The organism is Amycolatopsis sp. VS8301801F10 (assembly GCF_046195355.1).
In the GTDB taxonomy this organism is placed as follows: Bacteria; Actinomycetota; Actinomycetes; order Mycobacteriales; family Pseudonocardiaceae; genus Amycolatopsis.
The window spans coordinates 6,571,952-6,591,368 of sequence record NZ_CP176065.1 but is presented as its reverse complement, the minus strand read 5'-3'; the positions used below and the strand labels follow the sequence as shown (position 1 = coordinate 6,591,368).

1 protein-coding gene is annotated in these 19,417 nt (G+C 72.6%); it reads left to right on the top strand.

Translation table 11 applies throughout. From position 1 onward, the window contains the following. Nucleotides 1-14 precede the first annotated feature (14 nt). Nucleotides 15-19,367, top strand: a complete 19,353-nt coding sequence (locus F9C11_RS30515; protein ID WP_409180802.1) for a type I polyketide synthase — start codon at nt 15-17, stop codon at nt 19,365-19,367. Nucleotides 19,368-19,417: the final 50 nt, after the last annotated feature.

Here is a 19,417-nt window from a genome sequence, read left to right as displayed (position 1 = left end):
AATGGTGAGAACCGATGGCAGACGAGGCGAAGCTCCGGGATTACCTGAAATGGGTGACGACGAATCTGCACGAGACGCGTCAGCGCCTTCGTGACGTCGAGGACCGCTACGGCGAGCCGATCGCGATCGTCGGCATCGGGTGCCGCTATCCCGGCGGGGTGACGTCGCCGAAGGAGTTCTGGCGGCTGCTCTCCACCGGGGCCGACGGCGTCGCCGGGTTCCCCGACGACCGCGGCTGGGACGCCGAGGCGCTGTTCGGCCGCGAGCCGGACGGCACGGTGCCCAAGCCCGAGGCCGGGTTCATCGACGACGCCAGCGGATTCGACGCCGGATTCTTCGGGGTCAGCCCGCGCGAGGCGGTCGCGATGGACCCGCAGCAGCGGGTGCTGCTGGAGGTCTGCTGGGAAGCGCTGGAGCGGGCGGGGCTCGACCCGGCTTCGCTGCGCGGCTCGCAGACCGGCGTGTTCGCGGGCGCGGCGCTGTCCGGCTACGGCTTCGCCGCCGAAGAGGACCTGGACGTCCACCTGATGACCGGGACCTCGACCTCGGTCATCTCCGGCCGGGTGTCCTACTCGCTGGGCCTGGAAGGGCCCGCGGTCACCGTCGACACCGCGTGCTCGTCCTCGCTGGTGGCACTGCACCTCGCCTGCCAGTCGATCCGCACCGGCGAGTGCGACCTCGCCCTCGCCGGCGGGGTCACCGTCACCGCGATCCCGATCATGTTCACCCAGTTCGCGCGCCAGCTCGGCCTGGCCTCGGACGGACGCTGCAAGGCGTTCTCCGCCGACGCCGACGGCATGGGCGTCTCCGAGGGCGCGGGCATGCTCGTGCTGGAGCGGCTGTCGGCCGCCCGGCGCAACGGGCATCCGGTGCTGGCGGTGGTGCGGGGTTCCGCGGTCAACCAGGACGGCGCCTCCAACGGCCTCGCCGCGCCGAACGGCCCCTCGCAGCAGCGGGTGATCCGCGCGGCGCTCGCCAGCGCCCGGCTTTCGCCGCAGGACGTCGACCTGGTGGAGGCGCACGGCACGGGGACGACGCTGGGCGACCCGATCGAGGCGCAGGCGGTGATCGCCACCTACGGCCAGGACCGGGCGGAAGGCCGTCCGACGTGGCTGGGCTCGGTGAAGTCGAACTTCGGCCACACCCAGGCCGCGGCCGGGGTCGCGGGCGTGATCAAGACAGTGCTCGCGCTGCAGCACGAGCGCATGCCGCAGACCTTGCACGCCGACGAGCCGTCGCCGCACATCGACTGGTCGGCCGGGGACGTCCGGCTGCTGTCGGAAGCGCAGCCGTGGCCGTCCGGCGAACGGACCCGCCGGGGCGGCGTGTCCTCGTTCGGGGTGAGCGGAACGAACGCGCACTTCATCATCGAAGAAGCTCCGCCCTTGGAAGAACCCGAGGCTGACGACAACGCCGAGGACCAACCGCAGGACACCGCCGAAGCCCGGACCCCGGTGGTCTCGGGTGCGGTCGCCTGGCCGGTCTCCGGCCGGTCGGCGGACGGTCTGCACGCGCAGGCCGCACGGCTGCTCGACTGGACGGAGAGCCGCCCCGAACTGTCCGCGACGGACCTCGCCTGGTCGCTCGCCGGCACCCGCTCCGTCTTCGAACACCGCGCCGTGGTGATCGGCGCCGAACGCGCGGAGCTGGTCGCCGGCCTGCGCGAGCTGACCGCCGGGGAGACGGTCTCCTCGGTCGTGACCGGCGTCGCGCACGGGCAGGCCCGGACGGTGTTCGTGTTCCCCGGCCAGGGTTCGCAGTGGCTGGGCATGGGCCGCGAGCTGGCGCGGGTCAGTCCCGTTTTCGCGGCACGCCTCGCCGAATGCGAGCGAGCGCTGGAGCCCTTCGCGGACTGGAAACTGTCCGAAGTGCTCCAGGACGAGCTGGAGTCGGCGGACCTGGTGCAGCCCGCGCTCTGGGCGGTGATGGTGTCGCTGGCCGCGGTGTGGGAAGCGGCCGGGGTCGTCCCCGAAGCTGTCGTCGGCCACTCGCAGGGCGAGATCGCGGCTGCCACGGTGGCGGGCATTCTGTCCCTTGAGGACGGTGCGAAGGTGGTGGCGCTGCGTTCGCGGGCGCTGCGGGCGATCACCGGCATCGGCGGCATGCTGTCGGTCACCGAGCCGGTCGAACGCGTCGAAGAGCGGCTGCGGGCGTGGGACGGGCGGCTTTCTGTCGCCGTGATCAACGGTCCTTCGACGGTGGTGGTCTCCGGCGAGATCGAAGCGCTGGGCGAGCTGCGTGCGCAGCTTCAGGCGGACGGGATCCGCGAGCGCCTGGTGAAGGTGGACTACGCCTCGCACTGCGCGCAGGTCGAACAGCTCGAAGACGAGATCAAGTCCCTGCTCGCCGAGGTGCGCCCGCGGACCGGACGGGTGCCGCTCGTCTCGGCCGTCACCGGCGAACTGCTCGACGGCGCCGCGCTCGACGCCGGGTACTGGTACGACAGCCTGCGCGCCACGGTCCGCTTCGAAAAGGCGGTCCGCACTCTCGCGGGCATGGGCCACCAACTGTTCGTCGAGGTCACGCCGCACCCGGTGCTGCTGGCCTCCATGACTGACACCCTCGACGCGGCCGCCGCCGAAGCGGGTCCGGGCACCCAGCCCGCCGCCGTGTGCGCCACGCTGCGCCGGGACGACGGCGGCGCGACCCGGCTGCTGACCTCGCTGGCCGAGGCTTTCGCCGCCGGGGCCGCGGTGGACTGGACGGCCGTGCTCCCCGCCGGAGAGCGGGTGGAACTGCCCACTTACGCGTTCCGCCATGAGCGTTACTGGCCGAAGGGCACCCTCGGGCTGCCCGGAGCCAAGACCGGCGGCGGCGACCCGGCGTCGCTGGGCCTCGGCACCGCCGGGCACCCGCTGCTGGGCGCGGTGGTGGAACTGGCCGACGGCGGCGTGCTCGCCTGCACGGGCCGGCTTTCGCTGCGTTCGCACCCGTGGCTGGGCGACCACGCCGTGGGCGGCGTCGTTTTGCTGCCCGGCACCGGATTCGCCGAACTGGTCGCGCAGGCCGGCCGGCAGGTCGGCTGCGCGCTGGTCGAAGAATTGACCTTGCAGGCGCCGCTGGTGCTGTCCGCGGACAACACCGGCGTGCAGGTGCAGGTCGTGGTGTCCGCGGCCGACAGCACCGGCCGTCGCGACGTGAACGTCTTCTCCCGGCTCGACCGGCCGGACGAGGACCACGAGTGGGAGAAGAACGCGGCCGCGGTGATCGCCGCCGCATCCGACAGCCCCGTCTCGACCGCGGACCTCGCGGTGTGGCCGCCGCGGGACGCCGCCGCGGTCGACATCTCCGATCTGTACTCGGTGCATCTCGCCGACGTGTACGGCCCGGCCTTCCAAGGGCTGCGGGCGGTTTGGCTGCGCGGCGAGGACATCTTCGCCGAGGTCGCGCTGCCGGAGCAGGTGGCCGCGGACGCGGAAGCGTACGGGCTGCATCCGGTGCTGCTGGACTCGGCGTTGCTGGCCGGAGTCGTCGCGGACGCGGCGAAGCCGGACGCGGACGGCGACAGCGATCAGGGCCAGATCCGGATGCCGTTCGCCTGGACAGGCGTGCAATTGCACTCCCGGGGCGCCGCGACGCTGCGGGTCCGGTTGCGCCGGGACGCGCAGGGCAACCTGAGCATGTCCGGTGCGGACGCCGACGGCCGCGCGGTGGTTTCCGTGGGTTCGCTGGTGACCCGGCCGGTCTCGCCGGAGCAGTTGCGGGCCGGGGACGCTTGGCTGAAGGAAGCGTTCTTCACCGTCGAGTGGACGCCGTTGGCGGAGAAGAACATCCCCGGCGGCGACTGGGCGCTCGTCGGCGCCGACCTGTTCGGCGTGGCCGAGGAACTCGGTGCGGCCGGGATTCCGGTGCAGGCCTACGAAGACGTCGCACAGCTGGCCGCCGCCGAGACCGTTCCGGCGCTCGTGCTGTCGTGCGTGCAGGGCGACACCGACGACGTGCCGGCCGCGACCCGGCACGTCACCGCGCACGCCCTCGAAGCGACGCAGGCCGTGCTTGCCGAGCCGAGGCTCGAACCGGCGCGCCTGGTCGTGCTCACCCGGGGCGCGGTCGTCGTGCGGGCCGGGGAGGACCTGCCGGACGTGGCGTCCGGCGCGGTCTGGGGTCTGCTGCGGTCCGCGCAGCTGGAGAACCCGGAGCGGATCGTGCTGGCCGACCTCTCCGGGGCAGGGGAGGTCGCCGCGCTGGCCGCCGCGCTGGGCAGCGGGGAACCGGAACTGGCTGTCCGCGACGGACAGGCGCACGGCCGGCGGCTGACCCGCCCGGCCGGCGAACTGGCGGCGCCCGACCCGGCCGGCATCGCAGCCGCGCCGGACGCGCGCACCGCGCTGATCACCGGAGGCACCGGAACGCTGGGCGGGGTCGTGGCCCGGCACCTGGTGACCACCCGCCGGGCCGCCGGGGTGCTCCTGCTCAGCCGTTCCGGCGCGGGCGCGGAGGGAGCGGCCGCCACCGCGGCCGACCTGGCCGAGCGCGGCGCTTCCGTGCGGATCGTCGCGTGCGACGCGGCGGACCGCGACGCGCTGGCCGCGGTGGTGGACGCCGTTCCGGCGGACTGTCCGCTCGGCTCGGTGTTCCACGCCGCGGGCGTCATCGACGACAGCATGGTCGAATCGCTGACGCCGGAGCGGCTCGTCTCCGTAATGCGCCCCAAGGTCGACGCCGGCTGGCATCTGCACGAGCTGACCCGCGACCTCGACCTGACCGCCTTCGTGGTCTTCTCCTCGGTCGCCGCCGCCTTCGGTGGCGCCGGGCAGGCGAACTACGCCGCGGGCAACGCTTTCCTCGACGCGCTGGCCGCGCACCGCCGCGCGTCCGGGCTCGCGGGCACCTCGCTCGCCTGGGGGCCGTGGATGCCCGAGGCGGGCATCGGCCGCGACCTCGACGAGGTCATGCTGCGCCGGATGACCGGTTCCGGTCTGATGGCCCTGGACGAGCAGGAAGGCCTCGTGCTGCTCGACCTCGCGCTCGGCCGGGCCGACGCGAACCTCGTCACCGCGCGGCTGGACAAGGCGGCGCTGCGCGCGCAGGCCGCCGCGACCGGCATCCCGGCGCTGTGGAAGGTGCTGGCCGACGAGTTCATCCCGCGCCGCGCGGCCGCCGCCGCGGGCGCCGGGGGCGCCGGCGCTTCCGACGGGCTGCGCCGCGAACTCGCCGGGCTGGCCGGGGCGGAACGCGACCGGGTGCTGGTCGACCTGGTCCGCACGCACGCGGCCGCGGTGCTCGGGCACTCCTCGGGCGACGCGATCGAGCCGGGCAAACCGTTCACCGACCTCGGGTTCGACTCGCTGATCGCGGTCGAGTTCCGGAATCGGCTGAACCCGGCGACCGGGCTGCGGCTGCCCGCCACGCTGGTCTTCGACTACCCGAACCCGGTGGCGCTGGCCGGTTTCCTGTGGGAGCAGCTCGCCGACGACCTGGACGACCTAGGCGACCTCGCCGGCGCCGCGACGCCCGCCGCCGCACCGGCGCCGCGGGCGGCGGCGGACGGCGAGCCGATCGCGATCGTCGGCATGGCCTGCCGGTTCCCCGGCGGCGCGACCAGCCCCGAGACGCTGTGGGAGATGCTCGCCGCCGGCGGCGAAGGGCTCTCCACCTTCCCGACCGACCGCGGGTGGGACCTGGAAGCGCTCTACGACCCGGATTCCGAACGCACGGGGACTTCCTACACGCAGGTCGGCGGTTTCCTCCGGGAGGCCAGCGCGTTCGACCCCGGGTTCTTCGGGATCAGCCCGCGCGAGGCGCTGGCGATGGACCCGCAGCAGCGGTTGCTGCTGGAGACCTCGTGGGAGGCGTTCGAACGCGCCGGGATCGACCCGGCGACGCTGCGCGGCTCCCAGACCGGCGCGTTCGTCGGCGGCTACGGCTCGTCCTACCTGGCGCTCAGCATGGAGGACGAGGAGGAGCTGGAGAACCTCGGCTCGCACCTGATGACCGGCAACGCGGCCAGCGTGCTGTCCGGCCGGGTTTCCTATGCGCTCGGCCTGGAAGGCCCGGCCGTCACCGTGGACACCGCGTGCTCGTCTTCCCTGGTCGCGCTGCATCTGGCGACTCAGGCGCTGCGCGGCGGCGAATGCTCGCTGGCGCTGGCCGGCGGGGCCACGGTCATGGCCAGCCCGGACGGGTTCCTGGCCTTCTCCCACGCTCGCGGTCTCGCGGCCGACGGCCGGTCGAAGGCGTTCGCGGACGCCGCGGACGGCATGGGCATGGCCGAGGGTGCGGGCATGCTGGTGCTGGAGCGGCTGTCGGATGCCCGGCGCAACGGGCACCCGGTGCTGGCTGTGGTGCGAGGTTCCGCGGTCAACCAGGACGGTGCGTCGAACGGTCTGACGGCACCGAATGGTCCTTCGCAGCAGCGCGTTATTCGTGCGGCGTTGGCGAATGCGGGTGTTTCGGCGTCCGAGGTGGACGTGGTGGAGGCGCACGGCACGGGAACGACGCTGGGCGATCCGATCGAGGCGCAGGCGTTGCTGGCGACGTATGGCCGGGATCGGGATCGTCCGTTGTGGCTGGGCTCGGTCAAGTCCAACATCGGGCACACCCAGGCCGCGGCCGGCGTGGCGGGCGTGATCAAGATGGTGCTCGCGTTGCGGCACGAAGAGCTTCCGCAAACGCTGCACGTGGACGCGCCTTCGTCGCATGTGGACTGGGAGGCCGGAGATGTCCGGCTGCTGACCGAAAAACGACCGTGGACGCCCGGTGACCGGGTCCGCCGCGCCGGGGTTTCGGCGTTCGGCGTCAGCGGCACCAACGTGCACGTGATCATGGAAGAAGCCCCTGGTTCCGAGGCCGCCGAGGACGCCGAGACCGCGGCTCCGGAGCCGGTGCTGTCCGGCGCGGGCGCGTGGGTGCTGTCCGGCCGGTCCGGCGCCGCGCTGGCGGCGCAGGCGGGCCGGTTGCGCGAATGGGCGCTGGCGAACCGGGACGCGGACCCGGTCGACGTGGGCTGGTCTCTGGCCACCGCCCGGTCGGTGTTCGAACACCGCGCGGTGGTCGTCGGCGAGCCGTCCGGCGGGCTCGAAAGCCTGGCCGCCGGGGAGACCTCGGCCGAGGTGGTCTCGGGGGTGTCGGAGTCCAGCACCCGAGTGGCGTTCGTGTTCGCCGGCCAGGGATCGCAGTGGGTCGGGATGGGGCGGGAGCTGGCACAGGCGAGTCCGGCGTTCGCGGCGCGGCTGGCGGAGTGCGAGGCGGCGTTGGAGTCCTTTGTGGACTGGAAGCTGTCGGAGGTGCTCGAAGGCGAGCTGGAGTCGGCGGACGTCGTGCAGCCCGCGTTGTGGGCGGTGATGGTGTCTCTCGCCGCGATGTGGGAGGCGGCTGGCGTCCGTCCGGATGCCGTGATCGGGCATTCGCAGGGCGAGATCGCCGCGGCGACGGTTGCCGGGATGCTGTCCATTGAGGACGGTGCGAAGGTTGTTGCGCTGCGGTCGAAGTCGTTGAAGGCGTTGGCGGGCTTGGGCGGCATGTTGTCGGTGAGCGCTGCTGCCGCCGAAGTGGAAGAGCGGCTGGGCCGGTGGGGCGAGCGGCTGTCGCTCGCCGCGGTGAACGGCCCGTCCGCGGTGGTGGTTTCCGGTGCGCCGGAGGCGTTGGCGGAGCTGAAGTCCGAACTGGACGCCGACGGCGTGCGGGCGCGGATGGTCGCGGTGGATTACGCGTCGCATTGTGCGCAGGTGGAAAGCCTGGAGGAGGAGATCCGCGCGGTGCTGGCGGGGATCGAGCCGCGCAAGGGCCGGGTGCCGATGGTTTCGGCGATGACCGGGGAGAACCTCACCGGCGAAGAACTCGACGCTGGCTACTGGTACGAAAGCCTGCGCGCGCCGGTGTACTACGAGCGCGCCGTGCGCATCCTCGCCGACCGCGGCTACCAGCTGTTCGTCGAGGTGACGCCGCATCCGGTGCTTCTCGGCGCGACGAACGACACAGTCGAGGACGCCGCGGCCGCCGCCGGCCCCGGCGCGGTGGCGGCCGCGGTGTGCGGCACCCTGCGGCGCGGCGACGACAGCGCCGCCCGAGTGGTCCGGTCGATGGCCGAAGCCTTCGTGCGCGGTGCCTCGGTGGACTGGGCCGTGCTGCTGCCTGCCGGGCGGCGCATCGATTTGCCCACCTACGCGTTCCAGCACCAGCGGTACTGGCCCGCCGGTGCGCGTCCCTTGCCGACAGCCAAATCCTCTGGCGACGGCCGGCTCGTCAGCTCCGCGGCGGACGCCGAATTCTGGTCTGCCGTGGAGAAGGGCGACCTGGCTTCGCTCGGCGAAACGCTGTCGCTGGAAGGGGCACGCCCGTTCAACGAGGTGCTGCCCGCGCTGGCGTCTTGGCACCGCCGGGAGCAGGACCGTTCGACCGCCGCGAACTGGCGCTACCGGGTCGGCTGGGCCGCGGTCGCGGAACCCGGGACCGGGTCGCTGACCGGCGCCTGGCTGCTGGTGGTTCCCGAGGGCGTCGAGCCGGTGTGCGCGGCCGCGTTGTCCGCGCGCGGCGCCGAGGTCGTCGTGGCCGAGGTGCCGGCCGGTGTCGTGGACCGGGCCGAAATCCTGGCCGGAGCCGAATTCGGCGAGCTGTCCGGGGTGGTTTCGCTGCTGGCGCTGGACGAGTCGCCGGTGGCCGGGCATCCCTCGGTGCCGGTGGGCTTGGCGGCGACGCTCGGCCTGGTGCAAGCGCTCGGCGACGCCGGGCAGAACGTGCCGCTGTGGGTGCTCACTCGAGGCGCCGTGGCGGCCGGGCTGGGCGAGACGCTGACGAACCCGGTGCAGGCGCAGGTCTGGGGCCTGGGCCGAGTGGTCGGCCTGGAGCACCCGGAGCGGTGGGGCGGGCTGATCGACCTGCCGGAGGCTTTCGACGAGCGTGCGGGTGCGCGGCTCGTGTCGGTGCTCGCCGGGGCGGGGGAGCCCGAGGTGGCCCTGCGCCCGGCCGGGATTCTCGGCCGCCGTCTGTCGCGGGCGCCTCGCCCGCGTGCGGGCCGGACCTGGTCGCCGCGAGGCACGGCGCTGGTCACCGGCGGCACCGGCGCGATCGCCGGGCATGTGTCGCGGTGGCTGGCTGAGCAGGGCGCGCCGCGCCTGGTGCTGACCGGACGCTCCGGGCCCGCCGCGGCCGGCGTCGCCGAGACGGCGGCGTTGCTGGCGGAGCAGGGCGCCGCGGTGGACGTGGTTTCCTGCGATGTCACCGATCGGCCGGCGTTGGCTGGTTTGGTCGAGTGGTGTGGTCCGGAGTTGTCTTCGGTGCTGCACACCGCTGCGGTGCTGGATGACGGTGTGGTGGACCGGTTGTCGGTGTCGCGTCTGGAGACGGTGCTGGCGGCGAAGGCGGCGTCGGCGGGTTATCTGGATGAGTTGACGGCGGATCTTGATCTGGATGCGTTCGTGCTGTTTTCGTCGGCGGCTTCGACGCTGGGCGGTCCGGGTCAGGGGAATTACGCGGCGGCGAACGCGTATTTGGACGCGTTGGCGGAGCATCGCCGGGCGCGCGGGCTGGCCGGGCTGTCGGTCGCCTGGGGGCTGTGGGGCGGGACCGGGCTGGCCGATTCGAACGAGGCCATCCGGTCGCGGATGCGCCGCATCCCGATGCCCGCGATGGAGCCGAGGCTCGCCGTGCGCGCGCTGGCCGAGTCGCTGGCGGGCGCCGACCCCGTGGTCACCGTGATGGACGTGGACTGGGACCGGCTCGGGTCCGCCGCGGGCACCGCCGAAGTGCACCGGATGCCGCTGGTGCGGGACCTGCCGGAGATCCGCCGGCTGGCCGCCGACGCCGCGGCGAACCGGACCTCGGCCCCGGCGGCGGGAGAGCTGTCGCAGCGGCTCGCCGGGCTCAGCCACGCCGAACAGGAGCGCGTGCTGACCGACGTGGTCCGCGCGCAGGCCGCGGTCGTCCTCGGACACGCGTCGGCGGAGATGGTGCAGGCCCGGCAGGCGTTCCGGGACCTCGGGTTCGACTCGCTGACCTCGGTGGAATTGCGCAACCAGCTCAACGCGGCCACCAAGCTGCGGCTGCCCGCCACGCTGGTGTTCGACTACCCGACGCCGCTCGCGCTGGCCGGTTTCCTGCGCGGCGAGCTGACGGGCGACCGGGAACAGGTCGCGGCGCCGGCGGCTCCCGTGGCGCCGGCGGACGAGCCGTTGGCGATCGTGGGGATGGCGTGCCGGTTCCCGGGTGGTGCGGCGAGTCCGGACGAGTTCTGGGAGTTGTTGCGTTCGGGCACGGACGCGGTGGGTGCGTTCCCGACCGACCGCGGCTGGGATTTGGAGGGGTTCTACGACCCCGACCGGGAGAGCGAGGGCACCACCTACACCCGTTCCGGTGCTTTCCTGCGGGACGCCACCGGTTTCGACGCCGGATTCTTCGGGATCAGCCCGCGCGAGGCGCTGGCGATGGATCCGCAGCAGCGGTTGCTGCTGGAAACCGCCTGGCAGGCGTTGGAAGGCGCCGGGATCGACCCGACCACGCTCAAGGGCAGCGCCACCGGTGTGTTCGCGGGCGGTTTCGGCTCCGGCTACGCCATCGGCATGGCGCTGACCGGTCAGGACGGCGCCGGGGTCGAGGGGCACCTGATGACGGGCAACTCCACCAGTGTGCTGTCCGGGCGACTGTCCTATGTGCTCGGTTTGGAAGGACCGGCGGTCACGATCGACACGGCGTGTTCGTCGTCGTTGGTGGCGCTGCATCTCGCGGTTCAGGCGGTGCGGTCGGGCGAGTGCTCGCTGGCGCTGGCCGGCGGGGTCACGGTGATGGCGACTCCGTTCTCCTTTGTCGAGTTCTCGCGCCAGCAGGGCTTGTCCGTGGACGGGCGGTGCCGGGCGTTCTCCGACGACGCCGACGGCACCGGCTGGGCCGAGGGCGTGGGCATGCTGGTCGTCGAACGGCTCTCCGATGCCCGGCGCAAGGGCCACGAAGTCCTCGCCGTGGTGCGGGGAAGCGCGATCAACCAGGACGGTGCGTCCAACGGCCTGTCCGCGCCGAACGGTCCTTCTCAGCAGCGTGTTATTCGCGCGGCATTGGCGAATGCCGGGTTGTCGGCGTCCGAGGTGGACGTGGTGGAGGCGCACGGCACCGGTACGACGCTGGGCGATCCGATCGAGGCGCAGGCGTTGCTGGCGACTTACGGCCAGGAACGCGCTGGGGACCGTCCATTGTGGCTGGGCTCGGTGAAGTCGAACATTGGCCACACGCAGGCGGCGGCTGGGGTGGCGGGCGTGATCAAGATGGTGTTGGCGTTGCGGAACAAGGAGATTCCGCGGACGTTGCATGTCGAGACGCCTTCGTCGCATGTGGACTGGACGGCGGGTCAGGTCGAGCTGCTGACGGAGAACGTGGCCTGGGAATCCGAGGGACGGGTTCGCCGGGCGGGCGTGTCGGCGTTCGGGATCAGCGGGACCAATGCGCATGTGATCGTCGAGGAAGCGCCTGCCGCCGAGGAGGTTCCGGCGGCGGATCCGGCTCCGGTGGTGTCGGGGGTGCGGCCTTGGGTGCTGTCGGGTCGCAGCGCGGACGGGTTGCTCGCGCAGGCGGGTCGGCTTCGCGAGTGGGTGGTTGGGCGTGGGTTGGATCCGGTGGATGTCGGGTGGTCGTTGGCTACGACGCGGTCGGTGTTCGAGCACCGGGCGGTGGTGGTCGGGGACGACGTGCTGAGTGGTTTGTCGGATCTGGCGGCCGGGGTGTCGTCGGGTTCGGTGGTGTCCGGGGTTGCTGATCCGGGTGTTCGGGTGGGTTTGGTGTTTGCGGGTCAGGGTTCGCAGTGGGCGGGCATGGGCCGTGGTTTGTATGAGTCGAGTCCGGTGTTTGCGGAGGTGTTTGACCGGGTTTCGGGTCTGTTGGAGCTGGAGTTGGGTGTTTCGGTCCGGGACGTAGTTCTGGATTCGGAGACGCCGGGCAGTGATCAGACCTTGTTCGCGCAGGCGGGGTTGTTTGCCTTCGAGGTGGCCCTGTTCGAGGTGTTGCGGGCGGCGGGTGTTCGGGCGGATGCGGTGGTCGGGCATTCGGTCGGTGAGGTCGCCGCGGCACATGCGGCTGGTGTGCTTTCTCTGCCTGATGCGTGCCGGTTGGTCGCTGCGCGTGCGCAGTTGATGCAGGCGTTGCCGGTGGGTGGTGCGATGGCGGCGGTCAACGCTCCGGAGGCCGAGGTGCTGGAGTCGCTGGTCGACGGTGTGTCGATCGCGGCGGTCAACGGGCCGGAATCAGTGGTGGTTTCCGGTGACACCGAGGCGGTCGATCAGATCGTATCGTTGTGGAAGGAGCGCGGGTCCCGGGTTCGGCGGTTGCGGGTCAGTCATGCGTTCCATTCCGCCGCCATGGATCCGGTGCTGGCGGAACTGCGCGAGGTGGCCGAGGGGCTCACCTACGAGCGTCCGGAACTGTTGTGGGCGGGTGCGTTGACCGGTGAAGTGCTGACGGAGTGCGAGGCTGAGTATTGGCCTGCGCAGACGCGTCGCCCGGTGCGGTTCGGGGATGCGGTGGAGTCTCTTGTCGCGCAAGGGGTGTCGGTGTTCCTGGAGGTCGGCCCGGACGGTTCGCTCTCGGCGCTGGGTCCGGCCGGTGCGGTGTTCGTGCCGTTGCAGCGCAAGGACGGCACCGGTCTGATCGCCGGGCTGGCACAGGCGTTCGTGCAGGGTGTAGGTGTGGACTGGAGCACGTTGATTCCCCAGGGAAACCGCGTGCAGCTGCCGACCTACGCCTTCCAGCACCAGCGTTACTGGCCCGACGGCATCCTGGCGATGCCGAAGGCCGGTGCGGACGACAGCCCCGCCTCCGCCGCCGACGCCGAATTCTGGGCGGCGGTGGAGAACGGCGACCTCGCCGACCTCGCCGACCGGCTGTCCCTCGAGGACCACACGAAGCTCGGCGAGGTGCTGCCCGCGCTGGCTTCCTGGCGGCGGCGCGAGCAGAACCGTTCGGCCACCGCGGACTGGCGCTACCGGATCAACTGGACGCCGGTCGAGGGACTCGACCCGCGGCCGCTGACCGGCGCGTGGCTGCTCGTCGCCCCGGCGGACCACGACGTCGCCGGCTACGCGGAGGCGTTGTCCTCGCGCGGCGCGGAGACCCGGGTGATCCGGCTCCCGGCCGGCACGGCGGACCGCCTCGAGATCGCGGCCGAGTTCGACGACGTCGATCCCGCCGAGGTGCGCGGCGTGCTGTCGCTGCTGGCCTTGGACGAGACCCCGGCGCCGGGACATCCCGCCGTGGCCGGGGGATTGGCCTCCACGCTCGGCCTGGTGCAGGCGCTCGGCGACGCGCTCATCGACGCCCCGCTGTGGCTGGCGACCCGGGGCGCGGTGGCGGCCGGGCCGGGGGAAACCCTGGTCAGCCCGGTGCAGGCGCAGGTGTGGGGTCTGGGCCGCGTGGTCGGCTTGGAACATCCGGACCGGTGGGGCGGGTTGATCGATCTGCCGGAGAGGTTCGACGAGCGTGCGGGTGCGCGGCTGGTTTCGGTGCTCGCCGGGGCCGGGGAACCCGAGGTGGCCATCCGGCCGGCGGGTGTGCTCGGCCGCCGGCTGGGCCGCGCCGCGCGGGGCCGGGACGCCGAGGGCTGGTCGCCCCGGGGCGCGGTGCTGATCACCGGCGGGACCGGCGCGATCGCGGGCCACGTGTCGCACTGGCTGGCCGAGCGTGGCGCGCCGCGCGTGGTGCTGACCAGCCGTTCCGGCGCCGGTGCGCGGGACGTCGCGGGCACGGCGGCGCTGCTCGCCGAGCGGGGCACCTCCGTCGACGTGGTGGCGTGTGACGTCACCGATCGGCCGGCGTTGGCTGGTTTGGTCGAGTGGTGTGGTCCGGAGTTGTCTTCGGTGCTGCACACCGCTGCGGTGCTGGATGACGGTGTGGTGGACCGGTTGTCGGTGTCGCGTCTGGAGACGGTGCTGGCGGCGAAGGCGGCGTCGGCGAAGGATCTGGATGAGCTGACGGCGGATCTTGATCTGGATGCGTTCGTGCTGTTTTCGTCGGCGGCTTCGACGCTGGGCGGTCCGGGTCAGGGGAATTATGCGGCGGCGAACGCGTATTTGGACGCGTTGGCGGAGCATCGCCGGGCGCGCGGGCTGCCCGGGCTGACAGTGGCCTGGGGCGTCTGGGCCGGCGGCGGTTTCGCCGAATCGAGCGAGGTCGTGCGGGAACGGGTCAAGCGCGGCCTGATGCCCGCGATGGACCCGCAGCTCGCCGCGCGGGCGCTCGGCGAAGCCCTCGACGGGCCGGACGCCGCGGTCACCGTGATGGACGTCGACTGGGCACAGCTGGAGTCGTCCGCCGAGTTGCGGAACGCGCCGTTGGTGCAGGAGCTGCCGGAAGTGCGGCGGCTCGGCTCCGCGAAAGCCGCCGCGGACACCGCGCGCGGAGAGGGCGACCTCGCCCGCACGCTGGCCGCGCTGAACCCGGCGGAGCAGGAGCGGATGCTCGCCGAATTGGTGCGCACCGAGGTGGCGATCGTGCTCGGGCACGCCTCGGCGGAGGCGATCGAGGACCGGAAGGCGTTCAAGGACCTCGGTTTCGACTCGCTGACCTCGGTCGAGCTGCGCAACCGGCTGGGCGCGGCCACCAAGCTGCGGCTGCCCGCCACGGTGGTGTTCGACTACCCGACGCCGGTGGCGCTGGCCGCGTTCCTCCGCGAGGAACTGACCGGCGGCCTGACCGCCCCCGCGGCTGCGGCTCCCGTGGCTGCGGCGCCGGTGGACGAGCCGTTGGCGATCGTGGGAATGGCGTGCCGGTTCCCGGGTGGTGCGGCGAGTCCGGACGAGTTCTGGGAGTTGTTGCGTTCGGGCACGGACGCGGTGGGCGCGTTCCCCACTGACCGCGGCTGGGACCTGGAAGGGTTCTACGACCCCGACCGGGGCAGCGCCGGCACCTCCTACACGCAGTCGGGCGCGTTCCTGCGCGACGCCACGGAGTTCGACGCGGCGTTCTTCGGGATCAGCCCGCGCGAGGCGCTGGCGATGGACCCGCAGCAGCGGCTGCTCCTGCAGACCTCGTGGGAAGCGCTGGAGCGCTCCGGAATCGACCCCGCCGCGCTCAAGGGCACCACGACCGGCGTGTTCGCCGGCGGCTTCGCTTCCGGCTACGGGTTCGGCGTCACCCTGTCCGGCCAAGCCGGTTCCGGTGCCGAAGGACACCTGATGACGGGCAACTCCACGAGCGTGCTGTCGGGGCGGGTGTCCTATGTGCTCGGTCTGGAAGGGCCTGCGGTCACGATCGACACGGCGTGTTCGTCGTCGTTGGTGGCGCTGCATCTCGCGGTTCAGGCGGTGCGGTCGGGCGAGTGCTCGCTGGCGCTGGCCGGCGGGGTCACCGTGATGGCCAACCCCGGCACCTTCGTCGACTTCTCGCGCCAGCAGGGGCTTTCCACCGACGGGCGGTGCCGGGCGTTCTCCGACGACGCCGACGGCACCGGCTGGGGCGAAGGCGTGGGCATGCTGGTCGTCGAACGGCTTTCCGAGGCCGAGCGCAACGGCCATCGGGTGCTGGCGGTGGTGCGGGGTTCGGCGGTGAATCAGGACGGCGCGTCGAATGGGTTGACGGCGCCGAATGGTCCTTCGCAGCAGCGGGTTATTCGTGCGGCGTTGGCGAATGCGGGGTTGTCGGCGTCCGAGGTGGACGTGGTGGAGGCGCACGGTACGGGGACGAAGCTCGGGGATCCGATCGAGGCGCAGGCGTTGCTGGCGACGTATGGCCGGGATCGGGAGCGTCCGTTGTGGCTGGGCTCGGTCAAGTCCAACATTGGCCACACGCAGGCGGCGGCTGGTGTGGCGGGCGTGATCAAGATGGTGCTGGCGTTGCAGCATCAGGAGATTCCGCGCACGTTGCACGCCGAGACGCCGTCGTCCCATGTGGACTGGACGGCCGGTCAGGTCGAGCTGCTGACCGAGAGCACGCCGTGGCGGCCCAACGGGCATCCGCGCCGCGCCGGTGTTTCCGCGTTCGGCATGAGCGGCACCAACGCGCACGTCATCATCGAGGAGGCTCCCGCGCCGGAGCCCGCGGCCGCGGCGCCGACCGGCGAACCCACGGCCTGGGTGCTGTCGGGCCGCAGCGCGGACGGGTTGCTCGCGCAGGCGGGTCGGCTTCGCGAGTGGGTCGTTGGGCGTGGGTTGGATCCGGTGGATGTCGGGTGGTCGTTGGCTACGACGCGGTCGGTGTTTGAGCACCGGGCGGTGGTGGTCGGGGACGACGTGCTGAGTGGTTTGTCGGATCTGGCGGCCGGGGTGTCGTCGGGTTCGGTGGTGTCGGGCGTCGCGGATCCGGGTGTCCGGGTGGGTCTGGTGTTCGCGGGCCAGGGTTCGCAGTGGGCGGGCATGGGTTGGGACCTCTACGAGGCGAACCCGGTGTTCGCCGGCGCCTTCGACCGGGTTTCGGATCTGCTGGAGCAGGAACTGGGTGTTTCGGTCCGGGAAGTCGTGCTGGACCCGGGAACCCGGGACGGCGATCAGACCTTGTTCGCGCAGGCGGGATTGTTCGCCTTCGAGGTAGCGCTGTTCGAGGTGCTGCGGGAGGCGGGTGTTCGGGCGGATGCGGTGGTCGGGCATTCGGTCGGTGAGGTGGCTGCGGCGTTTGCGGCTGGTGTGCTTTCTCTGCCTGATGCGTGCCGGTTGGTCGCTACTCGTGCGCGGTTGATGCAGGCGTTGCCGGTCGGTGGTGCGATGGCGGCGGTCAACGCGTCGGAGGCCGAGGTGGCCGAAACGCTGATCGACGGCATGTCGATCGCGGCGGTGAACGGTCCGGAGTCGGTGGTGATTTCCGGTGACACCGAGGCGGTTGACCAGATTGTGGCGCTGTGGAAGGAGCGCGGGCGTCGGGTTCGGCGGCTGCGGGTCAGCCATGCGTTCCATTCCGCCGCCATGGATCCAGTGCTGGACGAGCTGCGCGAGGTGGCCGACGGGCTCACCTACGAGCGGCCGGAGCTGCTGTGGGCGGGCGCGTTGACCGGTGAGCTGGTCTCGGATTGCGAGGCCGGTTACTGGCCTGCGCAGACGCGTCGTCCGGTGCGGTTCGGGGATGCGGCGGAGTCTCTTGTCGCGCAAGGTATTTCGGTGTTCTTGGAGGTCGGCCCGGATGGTTCGCTCTCGGCGCTGGGTCCGGCCGGTGCGGTGTTCGTGCCGTTGCAGCGCAAGGACGGCACCGGCCTGATCGCCGGGCTGGCGCAGGCGTTCGTGCGCGGCGTGCACGTGGACTGGCACGCCGTGCTGCCCGCCGGCCAGCGGCTGGACCTGCCGACCTACGCCTTCCGCACGCAGCGGTTCTGGCCGGAAGGCATCCTGAAGCTGCCGAAGGCCGGCGCGCCGGAGGTCCGGGACAGCGCGGCCGACGCCGAGTTCTGGGCGGCGGTCGAAGGGGGCGACCTGAGCGGCCTCGCCGACTCGCTGTCGGTGGACAGCACACGGCCGTTCCACGAGGTGCTGCCCGCGCTGGCCTCCTGGCGGCGACGCGAGCAGGACCGGTCGACCACCGCGAGCTGGCGTTACCGCATCACCTGGGCCCCGGTCCCGGAGCCGGACGCCCGCGTGCTGTCCGGGACCTGGCTCGTCGTCGCGCCGGACGCCGACACTGCCCGGGATTGCTCGGCAGCGCTGGAAACCCGGGGCGCGGACGTGACCGTGGTCGAATGCCCGGCCGGGACGGTGGACCGTGCCGAGTTCGCCGCGCTGCTGTCCGACCTCGACCGCGATGCGCTGTCCGGGGTGGTGTCGCTGCTGGCCCTGGACGAGACGCCGGTCGACGGACATTCCTCGGTGCCGGCGGGCTTGGCGGCGACGCTCGGCCTGGTGCAGGCGCTCGGCGACGCCGGGGCGACCGCCCCGCTGTGGCTGGCGACTCGGGGCGCGGTGGCGGCCGGGCCGGGGGAAACCCTGGTCAGCCCGGTGCAGGCGCAGGTGTGGGGTCTGGGCCGCGTGGTCGGCTTGGAACATCCGGACCGGTGGGGCGGGTTGATCGATCTGCCGGAGAGGTTCGACGAGCGTGCGGGTGCGCGGCTGGTTTCGGTGCTCGCCGGATGCGGCGAGTCCGAGGTCGCGCTCCGTCCGGCGGGCGTGCTCGGCCGTCGGCTCGTGCACGCCGGACGGCCGGCGGCGCAGCCGTGGACGCCGCGAGGCACGGCGCTGGTCACCGGCGGCACCGGCGCGATCGCCGGGCATGTCGCGAGGTGGCTCGCCGAACAGGGCGCGCCTCGGGTCGTGCTGACGAGCCGTTCCGGTCCCGCGGCACGCGGGGTCGCCGCGACCGTCGCGGAACTGGCCGCGCTGGGCGCCTCGGTCGAGGTGGTGGCGTGCGACGTCACGGAGCGGTCGGCGTTGGCGGGCTTGGTCGAGTGGTGCGGTCCGGAGCTGTCCTCCGTGCTGCACACCGCGGGCGTGCTGGACGACGGTGTGCTGGACCGGCTTTCGGTGTCGCGTTTGGAGTCGGTGCTGGCGGCGAAGGCGGCGTCGGCGAAGGACCTGGACGAGCTGACCGCGGATCTCGACCTGGACGCGTTCGTCCTGTTCTCGTCGGCGGCTTCGACGCTGGGCGGTCCGGGCCAGGGCAACTACGCGGCGGCGAACGCATACCTGGACGCGTTGGCGGAGCATCGCCGGGCGCGCGGACTGGCCGGGCTGGCAGTGGCCTGGGGCGTCTGGGCCGGGGGTGGGCTCGCCGAGTCCACCGCGGCGGCGCGCAAACGGCTCGAACGCGGCGCGATGCCCGCGATGGACCCGAGGCTGGCCGCGCGGGCGCTGGGCGAGGCCCTGCGCGGACCGGACCCGGTGCTCACCGTGATGGACGTCGACTGGGCCGAACTCGCCTCGGGGCCGGGCACGGCGGGGCTGCGCGCCGCGCCGCTGATGCGGGACCTGCCCGAGATCCGCCGGATGGCGAGCACCGCGGCCGAGCCGTCGGCCCGCCCCGAAGGGGACCTGGCCGCCCGGCTGGCCGGACTGGGCCGCGCGGAGCAGGAGCGGGCGCTCGCCGAATTGGTGCGCACCGAGGTGGCGATCGTGCTCGGGCACGCCTCGGCGGAGGCGATCGAGGACCGGAAGGCGTTCAAGGACCTCGGTTTCGACTCGCTGACCTCGGTCGAGCTGCGCAACCGGCTCGGCGCCGCGACCGGGCGGCAACTGCCCGCGACGCTCGTGTTCGACTACCCGACCCCGAGCGAACTCGCCGCGTGGCTGCGGACCGACCTGCTGCCGGACGGCCCGGACGGCGCCGCGGAGCCGGTGCTGGCCGAGATCGGCAGGCTCGAAGCCGCGCTGCGGGACGGGGCGGCCGACGAACCGGTGTGGGCCGAAGCGGGCGAACGGCTGCGCAGGCTGCTGGAGGTCCTCGGCGACCAGACCGCCGCGAAGACCAAGAAACGGCGCGAGGAAGAGCTTGAGAGCGCCTCCGACGACGAGCTGTTCGCACTCGTCGACGGACTCGAGTGAATCCGCGCCGCCGACCGTGAACCATCGAACATCCTGGCTAGGGGCTGACC

What these genes read in the sequence shown, in the direction of transcription:
- F9C11_RS30515 (WP_409180802.1), top strand. Translation starts at nt 15, where the DNA reads ATGGCAGACGAGGCGAAGCTCCGGGATTACCTGAAATGGGTGACGACG.